Raw genomic sequence first — 12605 nt, 5'->3', positions numbered from 1 at the left:
TCAGTTCGCGTGCAGCGCGGCGTTGAGCTCGACGCCCTTGCCCTGGCGCTGCACGGCCTCGAGCGCGCCGGACAGGGAGTTGCGGCGGAACAGGATTCCGTCGCGGCCCGCGAGGTCGCGGGCCTTCACCACGAGCGGGTTGCCGTCGTCGTCGCTCTGGCCCACGAGCAGCACCTTCGAGCCCGCGGTGACATACAGGCCCGCCTCGACGATGCAGTCGTCGCCGAGGGGGATCCCCAGGCCCGAGTTGGCGCCCAGCAGGGAGCGCTCGCCGATCGAGATGATCTCCTTGCCCCCGCCGGAGAGCGTGCCCATGATCGAGGCGCCTCCGCCCACGTCGGAGCCGTCGCCCACCACGACGCCCGCGGAGATGCGGCCCTCGACCATCGAGTGGCCCAGCGTGCCCGCGTTGAAGTTGACGAATCCCTCGTGCATGACGGTCGTGCCCTCGGCCAGGTGGGCTCCCAGGCGGACGCGGTCGGCGTCGGCGATGCGCACGCCGGACGGCACGACGTAGTCGACCAGGCGCGGGAACTTGTCGATGCCGTACACCGTGAGCGGGCGGCCGAACGCACGGTAGCGCAGCCGCACCTGCTCGAAGCCGTCGATCGCGCACGGGCCGTCCGACGTCCACACCACGTTGGTGAGCACGCCGAAGATGCCGTCGAGGTTGAGTCCGTGCGGCCTCACGAGGCGGTGGCTCAGGAGGTGGAGACGCAGATACGCATCCTCGACCGTGGCGGGCGGCTCGTCGAGGTCGATCACGGTGCGCACGACGCGAATCTGGACGTCGCGGAGGTCGTCGGTGCGCTCGGCCGCCTTGAGCTGGGCCGAGGCCTCCGCGCGCACCTTGGGCTCTCCCAGTGCGGGCGCGGGGTACCAGGTGTCGAGGACGACTCCCTGGGCGTCGATGGTCGCGAGGCCGAATCCGAAGGCGGGTCGTGTCATGCGTCAAGATTACGTGGATAGGCTGACCGCATGACGCACCTGGACCTTGCCGTCCCCGTCGAGCTGCTGGCCAAGGCGCTCGTCGACATCCCCTCGGTCTCGGGCAACGAGGACAGGATCGCCGACGCCGTCGAGGCCGCGCTCACGCCCCTCGTTCATCTCGAGGTCACCCGCCTGGGCAACGCGATCGTCGCGCGCACTCACCTGGGTCGCCCCGAGCGCGTGGTGATCGCCGGCCACCTTGACACCGTGCCGATCAAGGGCAACGTGCCCTCCGAGTGGTCCGCCGACGGCGACCTCGTGGGGCGCGGGGCGGTCGACATGAAGGCGGGGGTCGCGGTGCAGCTGTCGCTCGCGGCCGCGCTCACGGCGCCGACGCGCGACATCACGTGGGTCTTCTACGACCAGGAGGAGGTCGAGGCCGACCGCAATGGGCTGGGCCGGATCGCCCGCGAGCGCCCCGACCTGGTCGCGGGCGACTTCGCGGTGCTGTGCGAGCCCACGCAGGGCGTCATCGAGGGCGGCTGCAACGGGACGATGCGCGCCGAGGTTCGCGTCCACGGCAAGGCCGCGCACAGTGCGCGGGCGTGGAAGGGACTCAACGCGGTGCACCGCGCCGCGCCGCTGCTCGCCGTGCTCGCGGAGCACGAGCCCGAGACCTTCACCGTCGACGGGCTCGACTATCGCGAGGGCGTCAACGCGGTGCGCATCTCCGGCGGCATCGCGGGCAACGTCATCCCCGACGAATGCATCGTGACGCTCAACTATCGATTCGCTCCCCGCTGGACGCTCGCGGAGGCACAGTCGCGCCTCGAGGCGCTCGTCGCCTCCTCTGGCATCGACGGCTACGACCTGGTCTACACGGACCTGTCGGGCGCCGCGCGGCCCGGACTCGACGCGCCGCTCGCGGCGTCCTTCGCCGAGTCGGTCGCGCGCACGGGTGTCGCCGCTCCGCGCGCGAAGCAGGGGTGGACCGACGTCGCGCGGTTCGGGGAGCTGGGGATCCCCGCGGTCAACTACGGGCCGGGCGACCCCGAACTTGCCCACGCCGACGACGAGCGCTGTCCCGTCATCGAGATCCACCAGTGCCGCGCCGGTCTCGAGGCCTGGCTTACGTCCTGAGGAGGAACCATGAAGGAGTACCGCAAGGGCCCCGTCCTGTTGCGCGGCCGCAACGTGCCCACCACCTCCACCTCTGAGCGCCTGCTTGACGGGCAGCATCGTCCCGACTGGCTGCATGACGACCCGTGGCGCGTGCTACGCATCCAGTCGGAGTTCGTCGAGGGCTTCGGCGCGCTCGCGGAGCTCGGTCCCGCGATCACCGTGTTCGGCTCCGCGCGGTCCGCCCCCGGCTCGTGGGAGTACGAGGCGGGCGTCGAGGTGGGCAGGCGCCTGGTCGAGGAGGGCTACGCCGTCATCACGGGCGGCGGCCCCGGCTGCATGGAGGCCGCGAACAAGGGCGCCTCCGAGGCGGGCGGCACCTCCGTGGGGCTCGGTATCGAGCTCCCCTTCGAACAGGGCGTCAACGAGCACGTCAACCTGGGCATCAACTTCCGCTACTTCTTCGCGCGCAAGACCATGTTCGTGAAGTACGCCCAGGGATTCATCGCACTGCCGGGCGGATACGGCACCCTCGACGAGCTCTTCGAGTGCCTCACCCTGGTCCAGACCCGCACGGTGCGCCGGTTCCCGATCGTGCTGGTCGGCACGTCCTACTGGGGCGGCCTGCTCGACTGGATGCGTGACACGCTCGCGGCCGACGGCAAGATCTCTCCCACCGACCTCGAGTTGGTGTCCGTCACCGACGATCCGGACGAGGCCGTGGCGCGCATGGTCGCGCTCACCCGTGAGGACGGCTAGGCGCGGGTGATTTGGGCACGGTCTGCCGCGCGCAGTAGAATCGAGCGTAACGCCGTGCTTCGCGGCGCGTGACGCACCCGAGGAGAACCACACGATGGCTGCAATGAAGCCCCGCACCGGCGACGGCCCCATGGAGGTCGTGAAGGAGGGTCGCAGTTACGTGATGCGAGTCCCGCTCGAGGGCGGAGGCCGTCTCGTGGTCGAGATCACGGCCGACGAGGTCAAGCAGCTCGGCGACGCGCTCCACGCCGCGCTCCCGCAGTCCTAGCCGTCACTCCTTGACGGCCGCGAGGAGGCCGTCTCCCGAGGGCAGCAGCGCCACCGTGAGCCGCTCGTCCTCTCGCACTGCCTTGAGGGTCTCCCTCACCGCGGTCGTGTCCTTATCCCGCTGAGCGGGGTCGGGCACACGCCCATGCCACAGCGCGTTGTCGATGAGAAGCAGGCCGCCCGAGCGCAACAGCCGCATCGCGTGCTCGAGGTACGCGGGGTACTCCGACTTGCGCGCGTCGATGAGGACGATGTCGTAGCCGCCGTCCGTGAGGCGCGGCAGCACGTCGAGGGCGCGGCCCGTGATCATGCGGGCGCGCTCGGGCGCGAATCCGCCGGCGGCGATGGTCTGCCGCGCCGCGCGGTGGTGCTCGGGCTCGACGTCGATGGTCGTCACGACGCCGCTCGGGCCCATCCCGCGCAGCAGATACGTAAGCGACACCCCCGCGCCGGTGCCGATCTCGACCGCGGAGCTCGCGCGCATCGTCCTCGCCAGGACCTCGATCGCGCGGGCCGCGCCCGGGAGAACCGGCACGCATCCCAGCTGGTCGGCGACGTCGCGTGCCGCGAGGATCACGCGGTCCTCCTCGACGAAGTCCTCCGCGTAGGCCCAGTTCGCTGCTTCGGTGCTCATCACGCCTCCTTGTGAAGCCCAGCGTATCGGTCCCTCTCAGGGAACTCTCAGGACCGCATGGGAACATGGACGCATCAGGACCCGTTGACACGATGTGATGCACGAGGGGAGCGCACGATGACCGAGACCGCCGCACTGGAGGCCACGATCGCTCCTGCCGCCGCGCCCGAACTCACGTGGGAGCGCATCGTCGAGGACCACTCGGCCCGCGTCTACCGCCTCGCGTATCACCTCACGGGCAACCAGCACGATGCCGAGGACCTCACGCAGGACGTGTTCGTGCGCGTCTTTAACTCGCTCTCGCAGTACAAGCCGGGCACGTTCGAGGGCTGGCTGCACCGCATCACGACCAACCTGTTCCTCGACCGCATGCGCCGCAAGAAGCGCATCCGCTTCGACTTCATGGCCGACGACGACTCCGCGGTCGCGACCTCGGACAGCTTCGACCGCCACGAGCGTTCCGGCCAGCCCGAAGACGCCTTCGACATGTCGAACCTCGGCGACGACATCATCGCCGCGCTCGCGGACCTCCCGCCGGAGTACCGTGCCGCCGTGGTGCTCGCGGACATCGAGGGGCTCTCGTACGAGGAGATCGCGGCGACGCTCGGCATCAAGATGGGCACGGTGCGCTCGCGCCTGTCCCGCGCCCGCGCCCGGCTCCGTGAGTCGCTCGCTCACCGCGCCCCGATGCGAGGTGGCGTGTGAGCGGACGGCACCTGGGGGAGCGGATCCACGATCTGCTCGACAACCGACTCCCGAGGGATGCCGCGGCCGAGGCGATGGCTCACCTCGAGGAGTGCGCCGAGTGCTCCGCGCGCTGGGACGACCTTCGCCTCGCGCGTGAGGCCCTGAACTCGTCGGACGCCGGAATCGACATGTCCTTCGCCCGCAGCCTGCTGGACCGCGACCGGATCGCGCAGATCGCTCAGCACGAGAGCCCGCGCCACGCGCGCGCGGCCCGCGGACGCGACCGCCGTCCCGTGGTCCTCACGCTGTCCGTCGTGATCGTGCTCGCGGCGCTCGTGGGGGCGGCGTACGTCGCGGGCGAGCCCGACGACGTCGACCCGGGCCTCACGGCATCGTCGGAGGACGGCGTCCTCAGTGTCGCCCGCATCGATTCCCGGAGCATGCGCTCCGGGGACGAGCTGGGCGCATGGATCCACCCGGATTGGCAGTCGAGTGGATTCGAACCGGTCGAGGCGGCGCTCAAGGAGGTGCCCAATGGCTCTCCCGTGCTCGTCGCCACCCTGCTGAACGGCTCCGTGCCGGTGCTCGTCCTCGAGCAGCAGGGACGCCTCTCGCCCGAGCTCGTGGCTGACCTGCCGCTGGCCGATGTCGAGGGCGTCGACGCCTACGTGATCGGCACCTCGCCGTCACGAATCGTCTGGCAGGCGGGCGAGATCGTGGTGGCCCTGTCGTGCGACTGCGCACAGGGCACTCTTGAAGAGGTGGCGGCCGCGTTCCCGCAGGACGACGAGCCAGGGTTCGTCGACCAAGTCATGGCCGGCATGGGCGTCTTCGCCGACGCGCTGACCGGCCACTAGCCGCAAGGGATCCCCACGCATGAATGACAACCCCTTCGCGCCTCCGCGCGACCTGACGGCCTCGACTCCCGAGGCGCCTGCCACGACCACCGACCTCTCGCGGCCGACCCACGACACGGTCGAGCTGCCGTCCGCCGCGCCCGGCGCCTCCTTCTTCCCGCCCGCGGTGCCCCCGCCGAGCCGGCCGCGTTTCCGCAGTCCCCGGCGACCCGCCCCGCGCGGCTGCGCCGCTCGACGGTCGCCGCGATCGTCGCGGGCTCTCTCGTGCTTGGCGCGGGCGCCGGCTTCGGCGGCGCATGGGCCTACGACGAGTTCGGCCCCTCCTCCGCGTCCTCCGGCGCCGCTGCCACGCTGCCGCAGTCGGGCAACTCGACGATCTCGAGCACGGACTCCACCACGGTCGCCTCGGTTGCCGCCTCGGTGCTGCCCTCGGTGGTGTCGATCGAGAACCTTCAGGGCGGCCAGGTCGCCGGTGAGGGATCGGGCTTCATCATTCGCGAGGACGGCTACATCCTCACCAACAACCACGTCGTGTCGGGCTCCGACGGCGACACCGTGACGGTCGTGATGAGCGACGGCACCGAGTACGAGGGTGAGATCGTCGGCGCGACCGCCGACTACGACCTCGCCGTGGTCAAGATCGACGCGACCGGCCTCACGCCGCTCGTTCTCGGCGACTCCGACGCCATGGTCGTGGGTGACGACGTCATCGCCGTCGGATCCCCCTCGGTCTCGAGGCCACCGTGACCACGGGAATCGTGTCCGCACTCCACCGGCCCGTGACGGCGGGTGACACCGAGTCCACCGCGTTCATCGACGCGATCCAGACGGACGCGGCGATCAACCCCGGCAACTCGGGCGGGCCGCTGCTCAATGCGCGCGGCGAGGTCATCGGCATCAACTCGGCCATCGCTTCGCTCGGCAGCTCCGCCAGCCAGTCCGGCTCGGTCGGGCTCGGCTTCGCGATCCCGTCGAACCAGGCGCGACGCACCGCCGAGGAGATCATCGCGACCGGCACCGCGACCTACCCCGTGGTGGGTGTCGTGCTCGACGGCACGTACACGGGAGAGGGCGTCAAGGTCGCCGACGAGGGCGGCGTCGCGTCGGGTGGTCCCGCCGACCTCGCTGGCATCGAGTCGGGAGACGTCATCACCGCGATCGACGGTCGCCCCATCACGCGCAGCGACGAGCTCGTGGTCGCGATCCGCGCGAAGGCCCCCGACGAGGACGTGGTCCTCACGGTCCGTCGCGGCGAGTCCGAACAGGACATCACCGTGACCCTCGTGGCCAACACCGAGGTCTCGTACGGCGACTCGGGTGAGCCCGAGGAGTCGGCGCCCGAGCAGTCCGGCCCCGACGGTGATGGCGGCATGCTCCCCGACCCGTCAGAATAGGGCGCATGCTGGACATCAACGGCGGGGAACTCCTCATCCTCGTGCTGGTCGCGATCCTCGTGGTCGGGCCCGAGCGGATGCCGGAGTACGCGCGCCAGTTGCGCAACCTCGTGATCAAGGGCCGCGACCTCGTGCAGTCGGGCAAGGCGACCCTCAAGCAGGAGGTGGGTGACGAGGTCGACTGGTCTCAGCTCGACCCGCGCCAGTACGACCCCCGCCGGATCGTCCGTGATGCGCTCGCCGAGCCGTCGCCGCCGCCCAGGGCGGCGGCTCCGCGCCCTCTACCCCCGCCCCCGGCAAGGCGCCGTTCGATTCCGACGCCACCTAGGCATCGTCCCGTCCCCCGGGACGATGCCGGGGCCGGGTGGCTGCGGGCGGGGCGGTCCGAGCCGCTCCCGTTCTTTGGAACAATGGGCGCATGACCCGCGTGTTCTCGGCCATGCAGCCGACCTCCGACTCCCTCCACCTTGGCAACTACCTGGGCGCGCTGGTCGAGTGGGTCAAGCTCCAGGACACCCACGACGCCATCTACTCCGTGGTCGATCTGCACGCGCTCACCCAGGCGCCCGAGCCGGAGCTGCTGCGGTCGCGGACGCGCCGCACCGCGGCCCAGTACCTCGCGGCCGGTGTGGATCCGGAGCGCTCCCTGTGCTTTGTGCAGTCCCACGTGCCGCAGCACGCGGAGCTCTCCTGGATCCTCAGCACCTTCACGGGCATGGGCGAGGCGTCGCGCATGACCCAGTTCAAGGACAAGGCGCAGAAGACGGGCGAGTCCGGCGCGAACGTGGGCCTGTTCACCTACCCGATCCTCATGGCCGCCGACATCCTGCTGTACGACACCGACGTGGTGCCGGTGGGGGAGGACCAGCGCCAGCACCTCGAGCTGTCGCGCGACCTCGCGCAGCGCATCAACGGGCGGTTCGGCGAGGGAACGGTCATGGTGCCCGAGGCGCACATCGTCAAGGAGACGGCCAAGATCTACGACCTGCAGGACCCGGTCAAGAAGATGTCGAAGTCGACCGGCAATCCCAAGGGCATCATCGAGATGCTCGACGACCCGAAGAAGGTCGCCAAGAACATCAAGTCGGCCGTCACCGACCTCGACTCCGTGATCCGCTTCGACCGCGAGGCCAAGCCCGGTGTGTCGAACCTGCTGACGATCTACTCCGCGCTCACGGGTCGTGATGTCGACGGCCTGGTCGCGGAGTACGAGGGCCGCATGTACGGACACCTCAAGGTCGACCTCGCCGACGTCGTCGTCGCGTACCTCACGCCGTTCCACGACGCCGCGATGGAATGGATCGAGTCCCCCGAGCGGTTGGACGGGGTGCTGGCCCAGGGCGCCGCGAAGGCATCGACCATCGCCCAGGCCACGCTGGACCGGATCTACGACCGGCTGGGGCTGCTGCCTCCGCTGCATCGATAGGGGAGCATGACGAGCGGTACCGACCTCAAGGACAAGGCGGGCACCCTCGTCGCACGCGGCAAGGCGCTCAAAGAGCGCTTTGACGCGAGCCACGCGGGACGCACGCTCGAGCGCATGAAGGACCGCAACGGCATGGTCCTCGCGGGGGGCATCGCGTACTTCTCGCTGACCTCGATCGCCGCCGCGCTCGTGATCGGCGTCACCGCGTCCAGCTACCTGGTGCAGAACAACCGCGCGTGGAACGAGGCCTTCTACTCGTTCATCGACGGAGTGCTGCCCGGAGTGGTCGGCACGGGCGAGGACGCCCTCGTGGATCCCTCCGCGATCCGCCCGCAGACCATCACGGGAATCGTGGGAGTCGTGGGCCTGTTGCTGCTTCTCAATACCGCGACGCGCTACCTGGGGGGCATGCGCCTGGGCGTGAGGGCGATGCTCGGCGGGGACCTCGCGGGCCCCGTCCAGGGCAAGGTGCGCGACCTTATCGCGCTGTTCTCGCTGTTCGTGGTCGTGGTGCTCGGCTTCGCGCTGCAGGTGCTTGCGTCGCGGTTCGCGGAGGCGCTCGCGGACCTCGTGTCGATCGAGCTCGTGTCGGAGTGGATCGTGCGCGGGCCGGCGCTGTTCGTGGGGGTGCTACTCGACGCCGCCTTCGTGGCGCTCGCGATCGTGGTGTTGGGTCGCTATGAGGGACCGCGCAGGCCCCTCCTGTGGACGCTCGCGGCGACGGCGGTCGCGATCGGGACGCTGCGACTGGGTGTGTCTTATGTGGTCGGCGGCGTGGCTGACAATCCCGTGCTGGGCTCGTTCGCCGCGCTCGTGTCGATCATGATCTTTGCGGACTTCGTGGCGAGGATCGTGCTCATGGGTGCGGCGTGGCTCGGCACACGCGAGGAGTCGCAGGCGACATCCTGACCCGCCGCGACGTCCTGACCTGCCGTACCCCTGTCGCACGTCACACCTTTCGCGACCGGTGTCGCGCGGTTCCCGCACGGCGCGGGCAGTGCTTAGATCTCGCCGGTCGTGAGCGCCTTCTTGACCTCGGAGATCGCCTTGGTCACCTCGATGCCGCGCGGGCAGGCCTCGGTGCAGTTGAACGCCGTGCGGCACTTCCACACGCCGGCCTTGTCGTTGAGGATCTCGAGGCGGTCCCACTGACCCTCGTCGCGAGAGTCGAAGATGAACCGATGCGCGCCGACGATCGCCTGGGGGCCGAAGTACTGGCCATCGGTCCAGAACACCGGGCACGACGTGGTGCACGCGGCACACATGATGCACTTGGTCGTGTCGTCGAAGCGCTGGCGCTCCTCGGGGGACTGCAGCCGCTCGCGCGTGGGCGCGTTGCCCGTGGTCATGAGGAACGGCATGATCTCGCGGTAGGAGGCGAAGAACGGCTCCATGTCGACGATCAGGTCCTTCTCGACCGGCAGGCCCTTGATGGGCTCGACGATGATGGGCTTGGCCGGGTTGAGGTCCTTGAGTAGCGTCTTGCATGCCAGGCGGTTGCGCGCGTTGATACGCATCGCGTCGGATCCGCACACGCCGTGCGCGCACGAGCGACGGAACGCGAGCGAGCCGTCCTGCTCCCACTTGATCTTGTGGAGGGCGTCGAGCACGCGGTCGGTGGCGTGCGCCTCGATCTCGAACTCCTGCCAGTATGCCTCTCCCGGCGCATGGTCCGCGGTGCCCTCGGGGTTCGACCGCAGGATCCGGAGCTTCACCTGAATGGACGCGACCTCGCCCACGGCGGGGGTCTCGACAGTCGCCGTCATGTCAGTACTTCCTCTCCATGGGCTGGTACTTGGTGATCACCACGGGCTTGGTGTCGAGCCGCACACCGTCGGGCGTCGCATAGGCCATCGTGTGGTGGAGGAAGCGCTCGTCGTCGCGCGTGGGGAAGTCCTCGCGGTAGTGGCCGCCGCGGGACTCCTCGCGAGCGAGCGCACCCTCGACCACGACCTCGGCGATCTCGAGCAGGAAGCCCAGCTCGATCGCCTCGAGCAGGTCCGTGTTGAAGCGGCGCCCGCGGTCGTGGATCGCGACGGACTCGTAGCGCTTCTTGAGCTCGGCGACCACGCCGCGCGCCTCCTCGAGCGAGGCCGCGTCGCGGAACACCTGGACGTTGCGGTCCATGGTCTCCTGGAGGGCCTTGCGGACGTCGGCCACGCGCGCGGTGCCCTCGCCGCCCACGGTCCCCAAGAGACGGGTGACGATGCCCTCGACCCTGGCCGCGGCATCGTCCCGCAAGACGGGGGCGGCCTCCACGGAGGCCGCGTACTCGGCGGCGGCGATTCCCGCGCGGCGGCCGAACACGTTGATGTCGAGCAGCGAGTTGGTGCCCAGCCGGTTGGCGCCGTGGACGGACACGCACGCGCATTCCCCGGCGGCGTAGAGGCCCTTGACGACGTCGGTGTTGTTGCGCAGCACCTCGCCCTTCACCGTGGTGGGGATGCCACCCATCGCGTAGTGCGCGGTGGGGTAGACCGGCACCGGCTCGGTGTACGGCTCGACGCCCAGGTAGGTGCGCGCGAACTCGGTGATATCAGGGAGCTTCTCGTCGATGTGGGCGGGCTCGAGGTGCGTGAGATCGAGCAATACGTAGTCCTTGTGGGGACCCGCGCCGCGGCCCTCGCGAACCTCGTTGGCCATCGCACGCGCGACCATGTCGCGCGGCGCGAGGTCCTTGATGGTGGGGGCGTAGCGCTCCATGAAGCGCTCGCCCTCGGAGTTGCGCAGGATTCCGCCCTCGCCGCGCGCGGCCTCGGACAGCAGGATGCCCAGGCCCGCGAGGCCCGTCGGGTGGAACTGGAAGAACTCCATGTCCTCGAGCGGGAGCCCGGCGGTGAGCGCGATGCCCATGCCGTCGCCCGTGAGCGTGTGCGCGTTCGACGTCGTCTTGAAGATCTTGCCTGCGCCGCCGGTCGCGAAGATCACGGACTTCGCGCGGAAGGTGTGCACCTCGCCCGTCGACAGCTCGAGAGCGACCACGCCCGCCACCGCGACCTCCTCGCCGGGGCCGGCCTGCTGAGGGTCGCCGTCGAGGATGAGGTCGAGCACGTAGTACTCGTTGAAGAACTCGACCTCCTGCTTGATGCACTGCTGGTAGAGCGTCTGCAGGATCATGTGGCCCGTGCGGTCGGCGGAGTAGCACGCGCGCCGCACGGCGGCCTCGCCATGGTTGCGGGTGTGACCGCCGAAGCGGCGCTGGTCCACCTTGCCGTCGGGCGTGCGGTTGAAGGGCAGGCCCATCTTCTCGAGGTCGAGCACCGCGTCGATCGCCTCGTTGCACAGGATCTCCGCGGCGTCCTGGTCCACCAGGTAGTCGCCACCCTTGATCGTGTCGAACACGTGCCACTCGGCCGAGTCGTCCTCGACGTTGGCAAGGGCCGCGGCCATGCCGCCCTGAGCCGCTCCGGTGTGCGAGCGCGTGGGGTAGAGCTTGGTGAGCACCGCGGTGCGGGCCCGCTGAGAGCTCTCCAGGGCGGCTCGCATGCCGGCGCCGCCGGCGCCGACGATGACGACGTCGTACTCGTGGTGGGTCATAGCCGTCCAAGTTCCTTGCAGAGTTCGATGTTCAGGAGTTCGGGATCCGTCCCAGTCGGGCACGGGTCGAACGTGAAGATGACCAGGCTACCGAGGACGATGATGCCGATGACCGCCACCCCGAGCGCGCCGTGCAGGAGCTTCTTCATCCACGGGCGCTGCGCGTAGTCGTTGATGAGCAGGCGCATGCCGTTGCCGCCGTGCAGCATCGCGAGCACCAGCATCGTGAGGTCCCAGATCTTCCACAGCGGTGCGGCCCACTTGCCCGCGACGAACGCGAAGTCGATCTGGTTGACCCCGTCGCCCGTCATGAGGTTGATGAAGAGGTGCGTGAGGATCAGGACCACGAGAAGGGGCCCCGACAGGCGCATGAAGCGCCACGACCACTGCTCCGCGCCGGGGCGAAGGCGGCCCGAGCGGACCTGGGGCTCCTTGAGGCGCGGCGCGCGGGGGCGGGCTGTGCCGGCTGTGCGGTGGTCATCAGGCACCCCCGAAGACGTGTCCGAGGTGGCGGACGAGGAACGGCACCATGAGGATCGCGAACAGCACCCACACGGCCCACACGAGCTGCTTCTGGTGGCGCAGCGCCCACGTCGAGTGGTCGACCGCGATGATGCGCAGTCCGTTGAACGCGTGCAGCAGGATGGCCGCGACCAGCCCCGCCTCGACGAGCCCGTAGATCGGGGTCTTGTAGCTGCCGATGACCTCGTTGTAGGCCTCGGGCGACACCCGGACAAGGGCCGTGTCCAACACGTGGACAAGCAGGAAGAAGAAGATGGCGACGCCCGTCACGCGATGGACGACCCACATCCACATGCCTTCATGGCCTCGATAGAGCGTTGTCGTGGGGGACACGGTTCTCCTTCGAACTCAACCGGGTATGTCGCTCATCCTAATGTGGTCCCCATGACCTCCGAGCACAGCGCGCCAGCGTCCGGCGAGACTCCGTCGGCGACCGAGATCGACGACCTCGTCATCGTGATCCCCGCGGGGGA

General features: G+C 69.5%; 15 protein-coding genes and 1 pseudogene. 10 read left to right on the top strand and 6 right to left on the bottom strand.

Features of this window, described 5'->3' with window-relative positions; genetic code table 11:
- Positions 1-948, bottom strand: a complete 948-nt coding sequence (gene dapD / locus QUE44_RS07685) for a 2,3,4,5-tetrahydropyridine-2,6-dicarboxylate N-succinyltransferase (protein WP_286213926.1) — start codon at positions 946-948, stop codon at positions 1-3.
- 30 nt (positions 949-978) lie between these two features.
- Here dapD and dapE point away from each other — a divergent pair, with 30 nt between their 5' ends.
- The 3 genes from dapE (at position 979) to QUE44_RS07670 (ending at position 3076) form a co-directional block, all read left to right on the top strand.
- Positions 979-2070, top strand: coding sequence for a succinyl-diaminopimelate desuccinylase (dapE, locus tag QUE44_RS07680; protein ID WP_286213924.1), 1092 nt, complete (start codon positions 979-981; stop codon positions 2068-2070).
- Positions 2071-2079: 9 nt separating this feature from the next.
- Positions 2080-2808, top strand: coding sequence for an LOG family protein (locus QUE44_RS07675; protein ID WP_286213923.1), 729 nt, complete (start codon positions 2080-2082; stop codon positions 2806-2808).
- A gap of 94 nt (positions 2809-2902) precedes the next feature.
- Positions 2903-3076: a DUF3117 domain-containing protein gene (locus tag QUE44_RS07670; RefSeq protein ID WP_286213920.1), complete on the top strand. Its 174-nt coding sequence runs from the start codon at positions 2903-2905 to the stop codon at positions 3074-3076.
- A 3-nt stretch (positions 3077-3079) separates the two neighbouring features.
- On the opposite strand, the gene QUE44_RS07665 is transcribed toward QUE44_RS07670, so the two are convergent.
- Positions 3080-3709: an O-methyltransferase gene (locus tag QUE44_RS07665; protein WP_286213919.1), complete on the bottom strand. Its 630-nt coding sequence runs from the start codon at positions 3707-3709 to the stop codon at positions 3080-3082.
- A gap of 117 nt (positions 3710-3826) precedes the next feature.
- On the opposite strand from QUE44_RS07665, the gene sigE reads away from it, so the two are divergent.
- From sigE to QUE44_RS07630, 7 genes and pseudogenes are all read left to right on the top strand, one after another.
- The gene (gene sigE, locus QUE44_RS07660) at positions 3827-4414 is read left to right on the top strand and encodes an RNA polymerase sigma factor SigE (RefSeq protein ID WP_425557946.1); all 588 of its coding nucleotides are present in this window, start codon (positions 3827-3829) and stop codon (positions 4412-4414) included.
- Positions 4411-5253, top strand: a complete 843-nt coding sequence (locus QUE44_RS07655) for an anti-sigma factor family protein (RefSeq protein ID WP_286213917.1) — start codon at positions 4411-4413, stop codon at positions 5251-5253. The genes sigE and QUE44_RS07655 overlap by 4 nt, the downstream gene beginning before the upstream one ends.
- A 264-nt stretch (positions 5254-5517) precedes the next feature.
- Positions 5518-6119: pseudogene (locus tag QUE44_RS07650) on the top strand (S1C family serine protease); the annotation flags it as partial.
- Positions 6120-6284: 165 nt separating this feature from the next.
- Positions 6285-6647 (top strand): PDZ domain-containing protein, encoded by a 363-nt coding sequence (locus QUE44_RS14095; RefSeq protein ID WP_350226924.1) that lies wholly within the window; start codon positions 6285-6287, stop codon positions 6645-6647.
- A 5-nt stretch (positions 6648-6652) separates the two neighbouring features.
- Complete coding sequence (locus tag QUE44_RS07640) at positions 6653-7069, top strand: twin-arginine translocase TatA/TatE family subunit (RefSeq protein WP_286213914.1); 417 nt, start codon at positions 6653-6655, stop codon at positions 7067-7069.
- Positions 7066-8073, top strand: coding sequence for a tryptophan--tRNA ligase (gene trpS / locus QUE44_RS07635; RefSeq protein WP_286213913.1), 1008 nt, complete (start codon positions 7066-7068; stop codon positions 8071-8073). The genes QUE44_RS07640 and trpS overlap by 4 nt, the downstream gene beginning before the upstream one ends.
- Before the next feature lie 6 nt (positions 8074-8079).
- Positions 8080-8982 carry a YihY/virulence factor BrkB family protein gene (locus tag QUE44_RS07630; protein WP_286213912.1) on the top strand — a complete coding sequence of 301 codons (903 nt, stop codon included), beginning with the start codon at positions 8080-8082 and terminating at the stop codon, positions 8980-8982.
- A gap of 92 nt (positions 8983-9074) precedes the next feature.
- On the opposite strand, the gene QUE44_RS07625 is transcribed toward QUE44_RS07630, so the two are convergent.
- Genes QUE44_RS07625 through sdhC form a run of 4 tightly spaced genes read right to left on the bottom strand, consistent with a single transcriptional unit; the run spans position 9075 to position 12420 of the window.
- Complete coding sequence (locus tag QUE44_RS07625) at positions 9075-9839, bottom strand: succinate dehydrogenase iron-sulfur subunit (RefSeq protein WP_286213911.1); 765 nt, start codon at positions 9837-9839, stop codon at positions 9075-9077.
- Between the two features lies 1 nt (position 9840).
- Complete coding sequence (gene sdhA, locus QUE44_RS07620) at positions 9841-11610, bottom strand: succinate dehydrogenase flavoprotein subunit (RefSeq protein ID WP_286213910.1); 1770 nt, start codon at positions 11608-11610, stop codon at positions 9841-9843.
- On the bottom strand, positions 11607-12098 hold the full coding sequence (locus QUE44_RS07615; protein ID WP_286213908.1) for a succinate dehydrogenase hydrophobic membrane anchor subunit: 492 nt from the start codon (positions 12096-12098) through the stop codon (positions 11607-11609). The genes sdhA and QUE44_RS07615 overlap by 4 nt, the downstream gene beginning before the upstream one ends.
- A complete protein-coding gene (gene sdhC, locus QUE44_RS07610) occupies positions 12091-12420 on the bottom strand; it encodes a succinate dehydrogenase, cytochrome b556 subunit (protein WP_433997162.1) in 330 nt (109 codons plus the stop codon). The genes QUE44_RS07615 and sdhC overlap by 8 nt, the downstream gene beginning before the upstream one ends.
- Positions 12421-12605: the final 185 nt, after the last annotated feature.

Source organism: Demequina sediminis (assembly GCF_030296675.1).
Lineage (GTDB): Bacteria > Actinomycetota > Actinomycetes > Actinomycetales > Demequinaceae > Demequina > Demequina sediminis.
This window is presented reverse-complemented; position numbering and strand designations above follow the sequence as displayed.